Origin of the sequence: Photobacterium sagamiensis, from assembly GCF_050337085.1 — a bacterium.
In the GTDB taxonomy this organism is placed as follows: Bacteria; Pseudomonadota; Gammaproteobacteria; order Enterobacterales; family Vibrionaceae; genus Photobacterium; species Photobacterium sagamiensis.
Genome location: NZ_JAKJSP010000034.1, coordinates 1 through 18,062, shown reverse-complemented (window position 1 = coordinate 18,062; position 18,062 = coordinate 1). Strand labels below are relative to the sequence as shown.

The 18,062-nt window shown below is 43.1% G+C and carries 16 protein-coding genes; 9 read left to right on the top strand and 7 right to left on the bottom strand.

What is annotated here, in order from left to right:
- Positions 1-36: 36 nt before the first annotated feature.
- The 5 genes from phhA to L4D76_RS16760 all read left to right on the top strand — a co-directional run bounded on the left by phhA (position 37) and on the right by L4D76_RS16760 (position 5,486).
- On the top strand, positions 37-876 hold the full coding sequence (gene phhA, locus L4D76_RS16780) for a phenylalanine 4-monooxygenase (RefSeq protein ID WP_428442049.1): 840 nt from the start codon (positions 37-39) through the stop codon (positions 874-876).
- A complete protein-coding gene (locus tag L4D76_RS16775) occupies positions 869-1,216 on the top strand; it encodes a 4a-hydroxytetrahydrobiopterin dehydratase (protein ID WP_428442048.1) in 348 nt (115 codons plus the stop codon). Before phhA ends, L4D76_RS16775 begins: the two co-directional genes overlap by 8 nt.
- A gap of 607 nt (positions 1,217-1,823) precedes the next feature.
- Complete coding sequence (locus L4D76_RS16770; protein ID WP_428442047.1) at positions 1,824-3,206, top strand: PqiA/YebS family transporter subunit; 1,383 nt, start codon at positions 1,824-1,826, stop codon at positions 3,204-3,206.
- A gap of 37 nt (positions 3,207-3,243) precedes the next feature.
- Positions 3,244-4,890, top strand: coding sequence for an intermembrane transport protein PqiB (pqiB, locus tag L4D76_RS16765; RefSeq protein WP_428442046.1), 1,647 nt, complete (start codon positions 3,244-3,246; stop codon positions 4,888-4,890).
- Positions 4,890-5,486 (top strand): PqiC family protein, encoded by a 597-nt coding sequence (locus tag L4D76_RS16760; RefSeq protein WP_428442045.1) that lies wholly within the window; start codon positions 4,890-4,892, stop codon positions 5,484-5,486. The genes pqiB and L4D76_RS16760 overlap by 1 nt, the downstream gene beginning before the upstream one ends.
- A gap of 74 nt (positions 5,487-5,560) precedes the next feature.
- Here the strand turns inward: L4D76_RS16760 and L4D76_RS16755 are convergent, their stop codons facing one another.
- On the bottom strand, positions 5,561-5,776 hold the full coding sequence (locus tag L4D76_RS16755) for an acetyltransferase (protein ID WP_428442044.1): 216 nt from the start codon (positions 5,774-5,776) through the stop codon (positions 5,561-5,563).
- A gap of 285 nt (positions 5,777-6,061) precedes the next feature.
- On the opposite strand from L4D76_RS16755, the gene L4D76_RS16750 reads away from it, so the two are divergent.
- Positions 6,062-6,967 carry an ROK family protein gene (locus L4D76_RS16750; protein ID WP_428442043.1) on the top strand — a complete coding sequence of 302 codons (906 nt, stop codon included), beginning with the start codon at positions 6,062-6,064 and terminating at the stop codon, positions 6,965-6,967.
- A 106-nt stretch (positions 6,968-7,073) separates the two neighbouring features.
- Here the strand turns inward: L4D76_RS16750 and L4D76_RS16745 are convergent, their stop codons facing one another.
- Positions 7,074-8,120: a hypothetical protein gene (locus L4D76_RS16745; RefSeq protein ID WP_428442042.1), complete on the bottom strand. Its 1,047-nt coding sequence runs from the start codon at positions 8,118-8,120 to the stop codon at positions 7,074-7,076.
- A gap of 4 nt (positions 8,121-8,124) precedes the next feature.
- Positions 8,125-8,625 carry a hypothetical protein gene (locus L4D76_RS16740; protein WP_428442041.1) on the bottom strand — a complete coding sequence of 167 codons (501 nt, stop codon included), beginning with the start codon at positions 8,623-8,625 and terminating at the stop codon, positions 8,125-8,127.
- Between the two features lie 107 nt (positions 8,626-8,732).
- Here L4D76_RS16740 and L4D76_RS16735 point away from each other — a divergent pair, with 107 nt between their 5' ends.
- The gene (locus L4D76_RS16735) at positions 8,733-11,453 is read left to right on the top strand and encodes a hybrid sensor histidine kinase/response regulator (RefSeq protein ID WP_428442040.1); all 2,721 of its coding nucleotides are present in this window, start codon (positions 8,733-8,735) and stop codon (positions 11,451-11,453) included.
- A gap of 1,281 nt (positions 11,454-12,734) precedes the next feature.
- Positions 12,735-13,388, top strand: a complete 654-nt coding sequence (locus tag L4D76_RS16730; RefSeq protein ID WP_428442039.1) for a hypothetical protein — start codon at positions 12,735-12,737, stop codon at positions 13,386-13,388.
- Between the two features lie 286 nt (positions 13,389-13,674).
- On the opposite strand, the gene ylqF is transcribed toward L4D76_RS16730, so the two are convergent.
- The 4 genes from ylqF to L4D76_RS16710 all read right to left on the bottom strand — a co-directional run bounded on the left by ylqF (position 13,675) and on the right by L4D76_RS16710 (position 17,535).
- Positions 13,675-14,622, bottom strand: coding sequence for a ribosome biogenesis GTPase YlqF (gene ylqF, locus L4D76_RS16725; RefSeq protein WP_428442038.1), 948 nt, complete (start codon positions 14,620-14,622; stop codon positions 13,675-13,677).
- A gap of 397 nt (positions 14,623-15,019) precedes the next feature.
- Entirely contained in the window at positions 15,020-15,676 is a 657-nt protein-coding gene (gene trhA, locus L4D76_RS16720) for a PAQR family membrane homeostasis protein TrhA (protein WP_428442037.1), read from the bottom strand.
- Positions 15,677-15,966: 290 nt separating this feature from the next.
- On the bottom strand, positions 15,967-16,248 hold the full coding sequence (locus L4D76_RS16715; protein ID WP_428442036.1) for a hypothetical protein: 282 nt from the start codon (positions 16,246-16,248) through the stop codon (positions 15,967-15,969).
- A 1,038-nt stretch (positions 16,249-17,286) separates the two neighbouring features.
- Complete coding sequence (locus L4D76_RS16710; RefSeq protein WP_428442035.1) at positions 17,287-17,535, bottom strand: DUF3297 family protein; 249 nt, start codon at positions 17,533-17,535, stop codon at positions 17,287-17,289.
- A 342-nt stretch (positions 17,536-17,877) separates the two neighbouring features.
- Between L4D76_RS16710 and L4D76_RS16705 the strand changes: the two genes are divergently transcribed.
- On the top strand, positions 17,878-18,062 hold a 185-nt coding region (locus L4D76_RS16705), incomplete at its 3' end, for a hypothetical protein (RefSeq protein ID WP_428442034.1).

Genomic DNA, 18,062 nt, shown 5'->3' with positions numbered 1-18,062 from the left:
AGGAGACGCATCAGCAGATACGGGTAAGCTGACAAGGTGACTCATTTCCAAGGTAGATGGACTATGGTAAAAGCGACAAAGTACGTCTCCAAGAAACCAGATGAAAATGGTTATATTGATTGGAGCGATGAAGAAAATCAAATCTGGCATGACTTAATCATTCGCCAGCTCAACTGTATTGATGGTCGGGCTTGCGATGAATATATTGCCGGGCTGGAACTGTTGAACTTGCCAACTGACCGCGTGCCGCAACTGGACGAAATCAACCAGGTTTTGCGTAATACCACGGGTTGGCAATGCGTGGAAGTTCCCGCGTTGATCAACTTTGACCGCTTTTTCAGCATGCTTTCCAATAAGCAGTTTCCGGTCGCGACATTCCTGCGTAACCGTGATGAGTTTGACTACCTGCAAGAGCCTGATTTTTTTCATGAAGTCTTTGGCCACTGTGCCATGTTAACAAATCCGGCCTTTGCTGAATTTACCCACACTTATGGCTGTTTAGGCTACGAGGCGAGTAAAGAAGATCGGGTATACCTGGCTCGCCTGTATTGGTTTACCGTCGAATTTGGTTTGCTAAGCGTTAACGAGCAGCGAAAAATTTATGGCGGCGGCATTTTATCCTCTCCGGGTGAGACGGAATATGCGATTGCCGGTACTGTACCGATTTATAAACCGTTTGAACCCGTTGATGTTATGCGCACGCCATACCGCATTGACATCATGCAGCCGATTTACTTTGTGACTGATAATATCAATCAGCTATATGAGCTGGCGCAGCAAGACATAATGAGCATGGTGCAAGAGGCCAAAGCTCAAGGTCTGCATACGCCGTTATTTCGATCCAAAACCATGGAGAGCATGGGGGAATATGTCTGATTTACATCAATTAAAATGCGAAGCTTGCCACAACGACGCGTCGAAAGTGACAGAGCAGGAACTGACTGAATTGTCGCAAGGGATCCCACTCTGGGAGGTAGTCGATCGAGACGGCATTCTGCAGTTAGAGCGTGTCTTTACATTTAAGAATTTCAAACTGGCTTGGGCGTTCAGTAATAAAGTGGCCGAGCTAGCGGAAGAGGAATTTCACCATCCGGCCATTACGCTGGAGTGGGGGAAAGTAACCGTGACTTGGTGGAGCCATTCAGTGAAGGGACTACATAAAAATGACTTCATCTGTGCGGCAAAAAACGATGTGCTTTTTGAAAGCAAGCTATAACGTAATACTTCATCATTTAAAGCCTTCCTCATTGGAAGGTTCTTTTTATCTATTATACCCAAGTAACCTCAAGATGCTCGTTTCAGCGAGAATTTCCAGGCGCTAAGGTCAGGCGCTGATTTGCAGATATAGCGCTCTACATCAAAAATCAGCAACGCAACATTGGTGCCTGGAAAACTCGCCCTTCGGGAGTGATCCAGCCAGCCCACTTCTGTGTCAAATGTACTCGAAAGGACCAGTCATTCCTTCACACATTTTCCTTGAATTGAACTAGCTGGTATCACTCTGAATCCTGCATCTTGAGGTAACTTGGGTATATACCCAAACTGCAAATAGAACCACTATTCGCTCATATGGCTGCCTTGCCTAAAAGCCACTGAATTCTTGCTGAACACGGCATCTTGAAGGGGGTTGGGTCTATAACAATGGTGTTTTTTACAATCTATCAGCATATAAAACTATGATTACCCCGTGCTATAGCTTGAAGTTTCGCGGTTTGCCGCTATATCCTCTTGTATTTGAAGGCTTTATCTTGCCTGTTCACTGATGGTTTTCTGAATCTTTTCTATACTGAGGTGATAACTGTTAACTGAAACCAAGCAGTATTATGACGGAACACAAAACACCAGAACCGATGATAGCCTGTGAAGAGTGTGGATTGGTGATTGCTCTGCCGAAATTGTCCGATGGGCAAAAAGCGGCCTGTCCGCGATGCCATCATACCCTGATCAAACAGATCAGCATGCCATTCCAGCGTCCTTTTGCTTATGGTATTGCGTGTTTAATTATGTTGGTGCTGAGTGTCAGTTTTCCTTTTATGTCGTTCAGTGTGCAAGGCATCACGCAGGAAATAACCTTGTTGCATGCTGCCAAAATGCTCCAGCATTTTGAAAATAGCCTGTTGGCAATGCTGCTGTTATTAACGGTCGTGGTATTGCCCGCGGGTTATATTACTGCGGTGCTGTATTTGTACCGCCAGGCGTCGAGGCATCAGTGCATCGAGAGTTCCAGTCAGCATATGCGTATTCTCAAACGAGTGTACCGGGGAACTTTTCGAATCGAACCCTGGATCATGGTTGATGTATTTCTGATCGGTGTTTTGGTTAGCCTGATTAAGATAGCTTCGCTGGCTGATGTTGGCCTCGGTATGTCGTTTTGGGCGTTCTGTGTGTATTCCATGCTGGTCGTGAAGTGTGTCTCTATGGTTGATCGAACTTGGCTGTGGCAACAGTTTATTCCGATGCAAACGTTAGAAGGCGTGAAAGTCGGTGATACTCACATGTCGGATAATCATGTGAGCTGTCACACTTGTTCACAGCTGAATCCTTTGCCTGCAACTTCGCATGCAAAATGCAACCGCTGTGGCAGCACGTTACATCGTTACAGCCCCAATCAGAGTCTGCAACGGGCATGGGCGTTGTTGATCGCTTCTGCGGTGTTTTATATCCCGGCTAATTTATATCCGATCATGTACACCGTCAGTCTCGGTAACAGTGAAGGTTCGACGATTCTGGGAGGCGTTGTTCTTTTGTGGCAGTTTGGATCCTATCCCATTGCGATGGTCATTTTTCTTGCCAGTGTGGTGATCCCACTCGCCAAAATGTTTTCTTTAGCTTGGTTATACATCAGTGCGCAGCGTATTGGCGACAGATCGACAACGCAAGTTATTCAGCGGTTACGCTTATATCGCATGACAGAGCTGATAGGCCGCTGGTCGATGATTGATGTTTTTGTGGTCGCAATTTTGGTTGCTTTGGTTCAGTTACATAATTTAATGGCGATTCTTCCGGGGCCTGCCGCGCTCTCTTTTGCTGTGGTCGTAGTTTTTACCATGCTATCAGCGATGACATTTGATCCCCGTGCATTTTGGACATCATCAGACAGCCAACAAGGTGCAAACGATGAAGAGCACATTAACCATAACGCGAGCTATCACAATGCAACCAATCCATCCCCTCCGAATGGTGGCGTTTCAGATAATGGCGCTTAGTTGACAGTAACTACTAACTTGAATGAGATGCCTGACTATGAGTGATAACAAACCCGCGAAGGCTGAAGTCGAAAACCTAAAACAGATATCAACAATATGGCTGGTACCTGTGATTGCCGTAGTCATCGGGATTTGGATGCTGGTTCAGTATGTCAGCAGTAAAGGGCCAATAGTGACCTTGAAACTGAATACCGCAGAAGGGATCGAAGTTGGTAAGACTGAAATTAAATCACTGAATGTAAAAGTCGGGGTGATCACCAATGTGAATTTGAGTGATGATTACACTTATATTATTGCGAAAGCTCAGATGAATAAAGATGCAGAACGCATGTTGAAAGAAGATACGCGATTTTGGGTGGTGAAACCACGTATTGGTAAAGAAGGTATTTCAGGGCTGGATACGCTGCTGTCGGGTTCATACATTGAATTGCAACCTGGGGTTAAAAAAGAGAAACAGCTGAAATTTACCGTATTGGAAACGCCCCCCGTCGGCCCTGCTGATGCTAAGGGACTACGTTTGGTGCTGACTCACGATGAAGCCGGAAAATTAGGTGTCGGTGATCCGGTACTGTATGAAGGTTTTACCGTAGGTAGGGTTGAGAAGGTGAGCTTTGATACTAATACCAAGAAAGCGAACTATCAGTTATTCATCTTCCAGCCTTATGACAGTTTGATCCGTTCTCGCACCAAATTCTGGATTAGCTCGGGTGTTGATTTGCAGATGTCGGCGGAAGGCTTTAACTTGACGATCGGCTCTATAGAGTCACTGATCACCGGTGGGGTAAGTTTCCGGGTACCTGAAGGTTCAGAAGAAGGCCGGCTGATCACAGAGCAGATGAGTTTGTTCAAGCTGTATGACAGCCTGAAATTAGTGCGTGAACGTGTTTTTGACGAGTACCTTGAGTTCGTCATGATGTTTGATGAATCGGTTCGAGGTTTAAATGCAGGTGCACCGGTTGAATATCGAGGAATTCGTATTGGTACCGTGAAGAAAGTACCGCTGCAATTGCCAACCAGAGAAAAAGGCTTTTCGAATAAGCAGATCCCTGTATTAGTGCGTATCGAACTGGGTCGTGTTAATGATCATGTGAGCTATAAAACGTCACAGGAATTGAAAACTACCCTGGTTCGCGAATTTAAACTGGGCCTGCGGGCAACACTGAAAACCGGTAGTTTTCTGACGGGGGCTTTGTTCGTTGATACTGACATGTACCCGGAAGAGGCAATGCCAAAAATAGTCAAATATGACGAGTATGATCTATTCCCGACTCGTGCTGGTGGCTTTGCTGAAATTCAGAAGCAAGTAAGTAGTTTACTGAACAAGTTTAATGATCTGCCCGTTGAAGAGACGATAGCGTCATTGACCAAAAGCTTAAATGCCTCGCAAAAAAGTTTACTCGCGGCAGAAAAAGTGGCTAACCAGCTAAATAAATTATTAGCGCAGAAAGAGACACAAGCAATTCCTGGTGAGATCCGTGAAAGTCTGCAACAGATCCAATCGACACTGAATGGATTTGGCCCGGATGCGGTGCCTTATCGTAATCTCGAAGAGGCATTATTACGTTTTGAACAAGTGATGACAGAGCTACAGCCGGTATTAAGGCAACTTAACGAAAAACCTAATTCTTTAATCTTTAGTAGTGAGAAAGCCAAAGATCCGATTCCTGCCGGGGGGCGTCAATAATGCAAAAGTGGTTATTACTATTGGCCTTAGCGCTAACCGGGTGTAGCAGTCAGCCGGAAGCGGTGAGTAACACCTATCTTCTTCCTTACAGCGGGAAGGCTGCGATGGCACAAGCTGGTATCCATCAACCGTTGTTGGTGGTACGTCCGGTCGAAATGGCTGAACATTTAGCGGGTACGGGGCTGGTTTATCAGGTGAGCGAGACCGAGGTCGTACAAGCCCAGCAAAACCTGTGGGCTGAAAGTATTGGTGAGCAGCTAACGCGTCGTATTAATGCTGATCTTCGTCAAAAACAAACTCGCTACTGGCCGACAGAACTGACGCCTGCACTGGCTACGGCGGGCCTGCCAAGGTTGCAGGTGAAAATCAGTCAGTTTAACGGCCATTTCTCAGGTGTGGCAAAAGTTAGTGGTGAATGGCTAATACTGGATGGTAAGGGTTCGCTGCAAGGTGTGTTTCCTTTTCAGTTCCAGGTGCCGCTGGAACAAGAGGGTTATGATGCTCAGGTGAAAGCCTTGTCGGAAGGGGTGTCACAGTTAACTTCGCAGATTGCTCAGCGATTGGTAACGCTGCAGGTTAAAGCGTCATTAAAGTAAAAATGAATGCCAACCGGCATAATTACCGCGGATAGGCAGATAATTGTACCGATTGGTATAATGGTATAAGAGTGTTACTTCTGTTTAAATCGGTAATAACCGTTAATCCAGCATTCTGGCAGTTCTTCACCAGAGGGAAAAGCCAGATTTTTTTTGTCGATGGTTACGGGCTCTGCCAGATCTTCCCCTGATTGATACTGCACATTTACCTGCTGTGCAAACGGGTTTATCAATGCTCCCATATCAACCACATCGACTAGGTCGCCGGTGCGTGTCTCTTTCAGAAACATAGTGCGATTCTCCTCAAGTTAAGATACCAGCAGATTAACCTGCTCAGTATTGGGTCTAATACCGTGAGTGCGATAGATATAAGTATGGCCGATTTTATTCATTAGGTAATTGAACGTCTCAATCTGTCAGAAACGATGGTTCCCCGGAGACTTGTTATCCCGATTGGTATTAGCTCACTATTTAGGTTATTTGTTAGGTAGGTAACTGAATTAATTTGCGTAATTCTATTATTATGTGGTTTGGATATATCAGGCAGATATGAAATTTAGCCAGTGGAGTAGGCCATGAGCCAGTATTATTGGGGCGTCGATCTTGGCGGAACTAAGATTGAGTGCGCAGTGATGTCACGTAAAGATAACCGTTGTGTCGTTCGTGAACGTGTTTTGACGCAAAGTGATAAGGGTTATGTACACATCTTACAGCGGATTAAATTATTAATTGATAAGTGCGTCGAAGCTGTAGGGGAATATCCTGATGCCATTGGTTTTGGTACGCCGGGGGCTCTCGATCCCCAAACCGGCGTGATGAAAAACTGTAATTCGACGGCGCTCAATGGCCAGAGTTTTGATAAAGATTTAGAAGATGTGCTTGGCACAAAAGTTATGTTAGCCAATGATGCGAACTGTTTCGCATTGGCAGAAACGCATTTAGGCGTCGTGAAGCGTTTAAAACCAAATGCTGAAGTGGTATTCGGTATCATTATGGGTACAGGTGTTGGCTCGGGGCTGGTTGTCAACGGCAAGCTCATTAATGGCTTGCATGGTATTGCCGGTGAGTGGGGACACAATGTACTTGAGCCAAATGGCGCACCATGTTATTGCGGTAAAAATGGCTGTCTCGAAACAGTCATTTCAGGAAAAGGCCTTGAAGCGCACTACAAGAACCTGACTAAGCAGTCTTTATCGTTACCTGAAATTGTTAAGCAAGCCGCTAAAGCTGACAGTTATGCTCAGCATACTTTGACACGTCTGATTGAAAAATTCGGCCTGGCTGTCGCTCAGGTGATCAATATCATTGATCCTGATGTCATTATTGTTGGTGGCGGGGTGGGGAATATTGATGCACTCTACGAATATGCGCCAAAAGCCATTGAGCGGCATCTATTCAATCCCAGACTAGAAACTCTGATTGTTAAACCTGACTTAGGTGATAGCGCCGGGGTGTTTGGGGCGGCGATGCTGGTGAAATAGCCGGGGCCCCTTATTTCCTTAGACCTTATTTCCTTAATCAGGTGAACCTGTTGTTGGACAAATAAAAGAAGTGCATCTATCGACAATTCACTGTGTACCATCAATTTCAGAATACAAAGTTCAGCATCAGCGTATAGAGTTGTACATCTTTGCTTTCATTGTAGAGAATTGGTGGTGCAATAAATTGCCCCATAGAACCGTTGTTGTAATCTTCCTGGTCCATAAATATGTTTTGCCATTCGGCATTAATTGAAATGGAGTAGGTGAGATCAATACGAAGGCCTGCGGTGATGCTGTTGGATTTTCTGCGGTGATGGCTTTCACCGTAAACCAAATATGGCGTGAACTGATCGAAATGGTAAGCACTGCTGAGATACCAGCTTGTTTGCAAATTATCGGTTTCCAGCTCTGACATAAATAGCCATTGCTTAAAGGAATATTCAGCACCTAATGTATACATATTCAGATAATCGTAGGTTGGCTCTGGCAACATATCAAAATCGGCGTACATGTACCCGGCATGTATCCGGTAATTAAAACCATTTAACTCCAAAGAGACTCCCGTTATTCGTTCTGCATCAAATACGAGTTCATCACTACCCAATTCGGTTTTGTATTTTTTTGAAAAACCATAATATGGGCTAATAGTGACAATGGCTTCGTCTGATAAATGATATTCCCAATGAACGGAGAAACCATCGTAGAAGGTAAAACCGAGAATACTGTCATAGACTTCTTGGGGAGGGCGAGCCCAGGTATAAGCCTGACCGACGTAGTAATACTCAGATGCCAGGAACAACGGTAGTCTTAATCGCCCACCTCTAAAAGACCAGTCATCATAGTTATAGGCAAGATATGCCCATTCAACCTCAGGATCGGACCAGTCATCTTGCGGGCGTTTCACAATTTGTACTGATGTATTTAACTCATCAGTAATTGCCAGATCAGCCTGTAAACCAAAGGTAGTGTCGCAGTCATAACAAGTCTTATCAGTGATTTCACGATGAACAAACAGCGGAGTTTTATTATCAGATTGGGTGAGGGAGGTTGAACCAAAGCCACTGACCGAAAAGTTATCGGTAATTTTAATGCCGGCATGAGAACTTAAGGAAATGCTCGCGATAAACAGTAATAAAAAAAGATTATTTTTCATAACCTTACTCTCCTTGTAAGATTGTGATGAGGATATTGGCATTATCAGGTACTGATTCGATTGGTGCATAAGCGATACCATTAGGATTATTATTTAGCCATTCGATAATGTCTTTAATATCATCCCCATTGAGTTCTTCCGGTGGTGCACCTTTACCCGAAAAGGAGAGGCTAGCCCAATAACCATTCATTTGGGAAATGGATTTTCCAAGTAACATTTCATAAAACTCTTCCCGATGAATAGAGCTTTCGGGTAAATCAACCAGGACAATTTTAATGCTACCGTTTAACTTTTTAGTTCTTCCTTTATATAGCATTCTAGCTTTACTTTTACTGAGTGTCGGGAACTCACTATTTAGCGAAAACACGGCAAAATCGACTTCTTTCTCTTTGTTCTTAGCTGCAAATGTGGGGAAGCAGAGAAATGCGATTAATAATCCCATTAACACGTTGGTCTGAATGTGTCGGAAATGAAATCCATTATCCATTAATTCTTTTCCATTCATCCTGAATTAGTCCTACTATAGATAATAGTAGGCATAAATGTAACTACAAATAGACATGCATGTAGCGACATATAAATGTGATTTGGGTTCAAGATCAAGGAGATGATATGAGCCTGTTGAATAAAATATCAATAAAAACAAGGCTGTTGTTTCTGGTGATATTACCCCTGCTTTTTACCGGTGTTTTTGCAGGGGCAGAGATCAAGAATCTGTACCACGATGTGCAGGCTTTGAACATCCTAAATACTCGTATTGAGCTATTGGAAGAGCAGTCTAAAATCTCATCGGCCATGCATTCCTTAAAAATAGGACGACTGCAGGGTGAAGATAGCACTCTGGCCGAAAAACAAATTTCAGAGTCGATTGAGAATGTTTCAAATCTACTACCCGGAGCCTTTAAGGGTGTTATTTTGGCGGAAATGTCGCAAGTCATGACTGAGATGGGAGAAGCGAGCGAGGAGTTCAGAGGATTAGAAAAAGAAGACTTAAATGATTGGTCACTTTGGGTGGATGACTTAATTAATCAGTCTTTGATGAATTTTGAAAAAGAAGTATTGCACACTGGAAATACTCATATTGAACACAATGTGAGTGTTTTATACCAACTGCAGTGGCTGTTGTTCTGGGCTCAGGAAGAAAACTGGTACATCCATCAATTCCTGGCAAAAAACAACATGGACTATAAAGCATCCTTGTCGACAGTCATCGAACGTCAGCAGTTATACATCGATCGATTCATTGCAATTAACGCACAACCTGAACAAATTGAATTATTGCTTAAAACATTTGCCCACCCAGCATTCGCAAGCAGCTATAAACTTCGCGAGGGTATTATAACGGGTAATATTGAAAACAGTGAGATCGGGAAGGGGCTGAGCGCATTTAATGAACGATTTAAACTGATTCAGTTTGTGGTCTATAAAGTCAATCGACAGCTAGTTGAAGAAATCCAAGCATCTATGAACAATGCGAAGTTGCTGATGGGCATTTTTTTATCAGTAATTGTTCTGTCACTGGCTCTGATGAGTTATCTGGGCGCCAACCTTTCCCGGCGGATAATCAATTACTTGCATCGAGTGATTCGGACAATGTCTCAGATTGAAGAGACTCGTGATTACTCGTTGAAGATCGAACAAGACGGTAACGATGAATTCACCTTGTTTAGCAGTAAGTTAAACAAGCTGATTGAAGAGCGTTCAATTAACGAAACTAAGATCATCAAGGCTAAAGAAGAGGCAGAAAAGGCGAATCTTGCGAAAAGTTCATTTCTTGCCAACATGTCTCATGAGATCCGTACCCCCCTTAATGGCATTGTCGGTATGTCGGCAATTCTGGCTGATACCGATTTGAATCCATTGCAGTTAGAGTATTTACGAACAATAGAAACGTCCTCCCAGGCACTATTTATGTTGATTAACGATATTTTGGATCTGTCCAAAATTGAATCTGGTAATTTAGCGCTGACGGCATATAAATCAGATATTTGTGAAGTTGCTTATGACACGATGGCCGTCGTACTGGCTAAAGCGTCTGAAAAAGGTCTGGATCTGCAACTCAAGCTTGATCCAAGATTGCCTCAATCCATAATGATTGATGAGCACCGTCTGCGTCAGGTATTAATGAACCTGATGTCTAATGCGGTCAAATTTACTCAAAGTGGAACCGTTATTTTATCTATTCATTGTGATTTATTCACTGAACATAAAGCGGCACTACTATTTGCAGTTCAGGACTCAGGCATAGGTATTGCCAAGAATAAACAACATCAAATATTTGATCCATTTACTCAAGAAGATGGCTCTATCACTCGGCAGTTTGGTGGTACAGGGCTAGGGTTGGCGATTTGTCGTCAGTTGGTTGAGTTAATGGGAGGAAATATCGGTCTGGATTCAGAGAAAGGAAAAGGAAGTAACTTTTATTTTTCTCTTGAGGCTGACATACAACAAATGGAGCCTAAGCCTGTTCTTGAATTTAAAGGTATCAAATGCTTGTTACTGTGTAACAAGACTGCCTTTGCAATGCAGTTAGGTGACGAGTGTAAGAAATATGGTTTAGATGTCACTTTATTCACTGCGTCCTCAGAATTAGCGTCATCCATGATAGGGCAATATGATTTGCTGATGTATTGCCAGAACACGCTAGATCAGACTAAAAAAGATATTGAACGACTGAGTGCAGCTCCTTCAAGTCCAGCTTTGGTTATATGCTGTAGTCATGGTGATGGACAATATGATTTCGGTAATACCATTAATGGGGTGGTGACTTTGCCAATACTGGGTGAACGTTTTGTGAAAACAGTTAGTGGCTCATTACGTTCAGCAAAACAAAATAGGGAGCCTTTGATTCGCCATCTTTTAATGCAAGCTGATGCCTTGGCGACTAACATAAATAACAACAATATAGGTCTAGTTACTACAGATACAACAATTGCGGCTGATATAGGGAATAAAGCGCTCGTTTTGATTGTTGAAGATAACCTGATTAATCAGAAAGTGGCTTCCGTGTTACTTGAAAAAGCGGGCTATCAGTTTGAAATCGCTAATAATGGCAAGGAGGCAGTTGATGCCGTTATGAAGGGCACCCGCTATAACGCCATTCTCATGGATTGCATGATGCCTGTCATGGACGGATTTACCGCGACAGAAGAGATCCGGCGATGGGAAACCGCGAATCAGATTGATAGGTTGCCGATTATCGCTTTGACTGCCAGTGTACTTGATGAAGATATTGAGAAATGTTTTGAAGCAGGAATGGATGACTATGTTGCTAAGCCATTTAAGAAAGAACACCTATTAGAAAAGTTAGAGAATTTGATGGAAGCGGTATAAGAAGACAACTCTATGATCGAATGGTGTTTTTTTGAAGTAGGGTATAGCTATGAAAAGTGGCCTTGCTGTGATGAAGATCCGCAAAATCGGTTTGCTAACCTAGGTTAAAATAAAGGTTTTGAGCCGGTTTGTGGTGGAACGACAGAGTAATACACCTATTCTTGTGCGATATCTCTTACAAAACTGTGCGAAATTATAATAATATCGTTGGCTATATTTCTTGCCTGAAACAAAAAACCAATAATTATCAGTGCCTTACTGGTTCGCGTTCTGTTTTTGTAAAATGCTCGGGCAAAAATGTGATCTCAGCTCATTGCTTAGATCCATAAAACAAGTAATCTGTACTCAGTCGGAAGGAACTGACGGAACGGAACAGGAAAAAGCCAGGGACATTGGCAGCCTCAGGATGAGGGCGGTGAGTCAGGATGGCTTATCGGACATGGACTGTGAAGGGACAATCGGAAGGAATCGATATAGTAAGTAGGATAACTTACTAGTCAGGACGACAAAAATGGACCACTTCAGGATGAAGTCAGGGACACCTCCAGGATGGAGAGGAGAGTCGGAACAGGATGATTCGACGGATCAAGGTAAGATCAAGGACATCTCTGGGACAGAGAATAAAGGACTAAGCTGAAGGAATCAGCAATATCATGGAATGATGCAGGGAGCACCATAGTAGCGGGATTGCTGCAAGTAAGACCTAAGGGCGCGACGAAAGTCGCGCCCGCTCTTTTTTTTAGTCATAAATCAATTCTCAACCATCGGGCCCGCCGCTGAGCCTACGCTGTAGCTAAAAAGCAGACATCCCCAGTAAAGCAAACGCTAGCATTAATACAAAAAATAATTACTCAGAGACATTAATCCCATCGCAAATACACGGACTAAGCACAATAACTTTTGTTTGTACTATATAGAGGTAGAGGCTGTTTTTCATTTATAGCAAGATGAATTACAACTACTGATTTGACTAATAATTATAATTCAGCACTAGTTATAACTGATTGCCTTTATGGTTTAGAGGAGAGCTTGCTCAACAATTTTTCTAAAAGAAGATAGTTGAGTATTCATGCATGGTGACCTCAAGCAACAGCACGATTTTACAAATGGAAAGTCAACACAGATCACGAAGTTGACGTATTAACCGCTGATTCTGCGCGAATGAAAGCAAGTTGATGGAAAATAGCCAATGAGCTTCTATTATTATAGAATATGAAATAGGTGTTATATGTGGTTGTAGAAATACAAATTGCAGGCTAGGTCTATGTTGCGGAGTAAGCCATGGAAATTGTTGCCATAGTAATTTTGTTTATTGTTTTGCTGTTTGTGCGTGGCATCCTTTACGCAGGAGTAGTTTCGCGAAGAAAAGAGGAGATGGAAGAAGAGCTTGCAAAAATAAGTGATTTTTCATTCACACAAAAAGTCATGGGAAATACTGGAAAAACAGGCATGGCTATTGATGAAGCGCATAATAAAATTTGTCTAATTACACATAAAGGAGAATCAATTTCCCTTTACACAATACCTTCTAAAGATTTGTTGGCATCTGAAATTTTTGAAGATGGAGTTATGGTTGCTCGGAGTTCTAGATCTGGCCATGTAGGGGAGGGAGATGCAGTTTTAGGTGGGCTATCTGGCGCGCAACTTCCTTCAGATAAAGTAACAACAATCGATTTTCGCTTGACGGTTAATAGAACTGACTTACCCACTCATGACATCAGTTTTATGAATAATAAATGTGCAAGAAGCGAAGGGTTCTACAAAATCGCTATGCAAGATGTACATGATTGGTATGGAATGATTAACGCACTGATTCATAAAGCTGATGAGGGGGAGCGGGCTAAACAAGCTGAAGCTGTTCAGGAAATTATGAATTCACTTGACCATATATCAACTGCAGATGAACTTATAAAGCTCGCCGAATTGAAAAGCTAAGGGAAGTACATGACTCAATTCAAAACTGCACATTGCTGTTACGGATATACGTTAAAAGCAGGGGCGTTTGGATTACTGCTTGATTGCTTTTCCACCGCGCGGTGAGATGAGATTTCGTACCCCTTCGGAAATAAAGACGGAATTGGTATTTAGCAGAGTAAAGAAAAAGATCTGTCGCCATTTGGCTTATTAGATGTATAAAAAAATGCCGCCAATTGGCAGCATTTTTCAGCTCAAAACAGCTAGATTTGACTCTAAGTTTTATATTTACAAATTAGGGTATTATCTATCGCTTGTTCTTCAAGTAGCGTTTTCTGCGCTCTTCTTTCTTTTTAATTTGCTGTTCTTTCTTAAGTTCAGCTTGAATCGCCACATTGACCAGCTCTTCAGTGATCATCTCCGGTCGTTCCATGGTGATCTTGCCTAAAGTACCGTTACGGAGTTCGTTGATCAGTATTTCTGATGCTTTGTGGATATCAATTCGACCACCAGGACGTAAGCAACCACGCTTACGGCCAATTTCTTCCATCAGCTCAATATCGGTTTCAGGTAACTCATCGTCAAGATCGTAGCGTGCCTTGATTAATTCAGGATAAGCCGCGGCCAAATATTCAATAGTGAAGAATGCGACATCGGTATAATCCATTGCCGTATCTTTTACCGCACCTGTTGCGGCTAAACGGAAACCACTGTGTGGGTTCTCAACTTTAGGCCATAAGATCCCAGGCGTATCAGACAGCACGATACCGTTTTGTAGATTGATACGTTGTTGCTGGCGGGTGACGGCTGGCTGGTTACCCGTAACGGCAACAGCACGGCCCGCTAAGGTATTAATGATGGTCGATTTACCGACATTCGGAATACCCATGATCATGGTGCGAATATTTTTCCCCATTTCTTCACGGCCCGGGGCTAGCTTACGGCATAGCTCAGTAATTTTATTTACTTCAGCAATATTCTCAGTCGTGATGGCAATCGCTTTTACACCTTGTTCTTTTTCAAGGTGGTCAATCCACATTTGGGTCATTTCCGGATCAGCCAGATCGCGTTTGTTCAGTACCTTAACTACGGGCTTCTCGCCACGTAAAGAAGAGATCATCGGGTTTTCGCTACTGAAAGGGATACGCGCATCAAGCACTTCAATAATGACATCGACTTTAGGAATGGCTTCTTCAATTTCCTTGCGAGCCTTGTGCATATGGCCCGGGAACCACTGGATTGTCTGACTACTCATTTGATCTATAACTCTTTTTTATTTTCACTGTGCTGTTTGGGGTACTAAATGGGGTACTAAAAGCACGAGTTAACATGATGGGTTTAACCGTTAGTGATCCAGAAAGACTTTTTACATTAGTTGTATTATTCATGGGATCACCTGTTTGTACTGGCGGTGGATGTGTTGATTTGACGTGGAGTTTAGCGTACTAGAAGCGATACTTAAACGGATTTAGCTTTTGCCAATCCCTAATCGGCTGTAAGAGAGGCAATTCGACAACATCAATTTTCCACTCAGTATTCCATCGCACGGGTTTCTGGAGGGGGGCGCATATTTAAAAAGAGAGGACAGGTTTCGCCGTTCTAAACATGTAGAGTATTGTGGGGCAGAGGGGCTTTAACCCTTAACTATCCGATTAGGCTGCATACCAGAGCACAGCGAAATAATGGAATACCGTACCGGCTATAACAAATAGATGCCAAATCAGGTGGCCGTACTGCAGCCGCGAATCGGTTGTAAAAAAGAATACACCAGCTGTGTAAGAAATGCCTCCAGCACTCAACAAGAGCAAGCCAACTGTTGGTACTCGGTCAAACAACGGATCGACCGCGATCAAGATAATCCACCCCATCAACAAATAAAGAACGGTGGAGAAAACGGGATGGGAGGTCTTATTGAAAACCTTCAGTGCCACCCCAGCTAAAGCAAGACCCCAAACAATACCGAAAAGGGTCCAGCCCCATGCGCCACGAAGCACTCCGAGTGTGAACGGCGTGTAAGTACCAGCAATAAGAATAAATATGGCGGAATGTTCAATGATCCTAAAAACTCGCTTGGCCTTGCCCATTGGCAACGCGTGATAGAGGGTCGAGGCTAGGTATAGGAGAATGATAGATCCGCTAAAGATACTTGTGCCGACAAGGAATCCAGTGTCCCCCTGCCGTATTGCATGCATGATGAGAAAAGGAGTTCCGATGAGCGCGGCGACCAGCCCCAGCCCGTGGCTAATGCTGTTCGCAATTTCCTCTGCTTGCGATTGCAGGCGCTTAGAGTCTGCAAGCAATATTCGCATATAGCAGTTCCCTTCAAAACCAACGCCTGCAGTGTGACGCTGTTTTGCACAATAATAAATTGAAAAAACGTAATCACAAATGCAAACGTATACTCAGAATACCAAATAAAAACAGTCAAAGACAATTCGACGAAGCCGTGTGATGAATTGGACATACTTCACTTTCTAGGTGAAATGCCCTGTGCGGATCCGCATGCAGGGTGTTGTGGGGGCTGAGGGTTAGAGACCCTCGGCTACCCGATTATATTTTTTTCGACTCAATTGCTTGATAGCAATTTAAAGTCAAAAAACTAGAGAATGGAAACACCTTCAATCTCTATTACTGAATTGGCATCGGCTCGCTCGATAATTTTAACCAAGGCCGATTGAATAACCTCATTTTCTCTAACGTCAGTTTCACTCGCAAACCGTTCTTCTTGAACTTCTTCGCCCTCTCCCAGAGTAAACTGAACCACAACTTCAGTTGCACAATCCGCACTTTTACCAAAGTACGCTAATGTGATTTGAGGATAACCTTTAAAGCCTTTCTTGACCTGTTTCGCGATTCGTTTTTTAGCCTTATCCACATTCATACAAAATCCTTGTATCCACTGAAACTGAGAAAAATATAACGCTTGGCATAAGGTGCGCTACGACCAACTCACCAAGCTCACAGAACTGCATACCAAAACCGCCGAGTGTAACGCATCACCTTGATGTTTTTGTGTACGCCCAGCATGGGCATGAACTAATGAGGTGAAAGTCCTCTGTAGGAAAATCACCGTCTAATAATCTATTGATTATTAGATGTTAACTACTAGCGAATGGCAAGGGCTTTTCCGCGAGGAAYGGTCTGAAGGAAGCCGCTAGCAAAACTGCGAGCTGATGAACAAGAACATCATATGAGGCGTAGGTCAGAGGCGAGTCGGCACAAGACGACGAAGCCAMGTGATTTAATGACCACCGTAAATGATRCAGTTGCGCAGTGAAAGTCCATGTCCTTATCTGGGGAGATCTGCTTAACAAGCGATCGTTTACCTAACCAGCTTGGCCTCTGGTTTAACAGGCCTGGCGTGTAAGCTTCATCAACTTACGCGAGCGAAACAGATGATCAACGATAGCGCTTGACGAGGTAACTCGCTAAGTGATTAAGCAGAAGTCAGCAGACGGCATAGTAGCCAAACGCCCAGCGTAATGGCTGGGACACGGTGAAGGCCTGAACCTAGAGGTCAATGAGGAGTCTGTGCAACTCAACATGCTATATCCGATCGGACTTTAGGCATGGGGGCGTTGAGAATACAGTAGCCAGCATTGGGGAAAGTAGGAGCTAATCGGCCAACTTTCTTTAAACATCTTTGGGAAACGCCCTGTGCGGATCCGCATGCAGGGTGTTGTGGGGGCTGAGGGCTAGAAACCCTCGGCTACCCGATTATAAGCTGAATATCGGGGGTAATTGTAACGAAACCTTGAGATAGAGAATGATAGAAATGTTTGCTTGGATACCAATATACATAAGGCCTAAATTTCTTTAGGCCAATTTTTAGCGATTATAGTAAGTGGAATAAGAAAACCACTTAACTATTACGACAACTTGGTAGGATGATTACCGTTGACTAAGTTATCGTTTTTTCTTATTTATAAAAGGCTTCAACAGTTCCTTTCAATGTGATCATAAGAGGTTGTCCACGACGGTCCAACGCTTTCAGCGACGGGATTTTTACCCAACCTTCACTGATGCAATATTCCTCAACATCAGAACGCTCTTTACCGTTAAGTCGAATACCAATGTGGTGCTCGAAACATTCTGCCACATGATGTGGACTACGAGAATTACCTGAAAGGTGATCTGGTAAAGTTGGTTGCGATTTAGTGTCGCTCATATTCGTGATCTATAGAAAATAAAAAGTGCGCTATTGTAGACAATATAGACCTAACTCTCAATAGATGCAGGAACAAATCGTATTGATGTATATAAGCACTTAATAGGTTGATTTAACAGAAAAAGTCTCACTTTGTTCCTGTAGTATTTAAACCCAACATTTACTACTGTCTAAATTATTTTGAGTAAGAAACTCATTTTGCATGTAACGCCTACAATAAGGTGTGAACAACGCATACCACCTAACCTAAACTATTTGCCGTAAACACTTAAACTGATTCAAGCTGAAATTGCCACGCGTTGAGAATCACTCTTAAACGCCTTGTTACAAGCATTTTCTGCGATGATTACCCAACCAATTCGTCAAAAGAAGGACTTATTGTTCTCAATAGCGATGGATGTACGACACATCAGCAAAGGATCTAAGAGGTTGCTTACATACGAATTAGATTTTCCAAACTGGACTCCTAAAAATCATGTAATTAAGTTACCAACTTTATTTGATCTTTATCACATAAAGGGTAAGAT

Excerpts from the sequence above, each read along its gene's own strand:
- L4D76_RS16775 (WP_428442048.1), top strand. The coding sequence starts at position 869 with ATGTCTGATTTACATCAATTAAAATGCGAAGCTTGCCACAACGACGCG.
- L4D76_RS16770 (WP_428442047.1), top strand. The coding sequence starts at position 1,824 with ATGACGGAACACAAAACACCAGAACCGATGATAGCCTGTGAAGAGTGT.
- pqiB (WP_428442046.1), top strand. The coding sequence starts at position 3,244 with ATGAGTGATAACAAACCCGCGAAGGCTGAAGTCGAAAACCTAAAACAG.
- L4D76_RS16760 (WP_428442045.1), top strand. The coding sequence starts at position 4,890 with ATGCAAAAGTGGTTATTACTATTGGCCTTAGCGCTAACCGGGTGTAGC.
- L4D76_RS16755 (WP_428442044.1), bottom strand. The coding sequence starts at position 5,776 with ATGTTTCTGAAAGAGACACGCACCGGCGACCTAGTCGATGTGGTTGAT.
- L4D76_RS16750 (WP_428442043.1), top strand. The coding sequence starts at position 6,062 with ATGAGCCAGTATTATTGGGGCGTCGATCTTGGCGGAACTAAGATTGAG.
- L4D76_RS16745 (WP_428442042.1), bottom strand. The coding sequence starts at position 8,120 with ATGAAAAATAATCTTTTTTTATTACTGTTTATCGCGAGCATTTCCTTA.
- L4D76_RS16740 (WP_428442041.1), bottom strand. The coding sequence starts at position 8,625 with ATGAATGGAAAAGAATTAATGGATAATGGATTTCATTTCCGACACATT.
- L4D76_RS16735 (WP_428442040.1), top strand. The coding sequence starts at position 8,733 with ATGAGCCTGTTGAATAAAATATCAATAAAAACAAGGCTGTTGTTTCTG.
- L4D76_RS16730 (WP_428442039.1), top strand. The coding sequence starts at position 12,735 with ATGGAAATTGTTGCCATAGTAATTTTGTTTATTGTTTTGCTGTTTGTG.
- ylqF (WP_428442038.1), bottom strand. The coding sequence starts at position 14,622 with ATGAGTAGTCAGACAATCCAGTGGTTCCCGGGCCATATGCACAAGGCT.
- trhA (WP_428442037.1), bottom strand. The coding sequence starts at position 15,676 with ATGCGAATATTGCTTGCAGACTCTAAGCGCCTGCAATCGCAAGCAGAG.
- L4D76_RS16715 (WP_428442036.1), bottom strand. The coding sequence starts at position 16,248 with ATGAATGTGGATAAGGCTAAAAAACGAATCGCGAAACAGGTCAAGAAA.
- L4D76_RS16710 (WP_428442035.1), bottom strand. The coding sequence starts at position 17,535 with ATGAGCGACACTAAATCGCAACCAACTTTACCAGATCACCTTTCAGGT.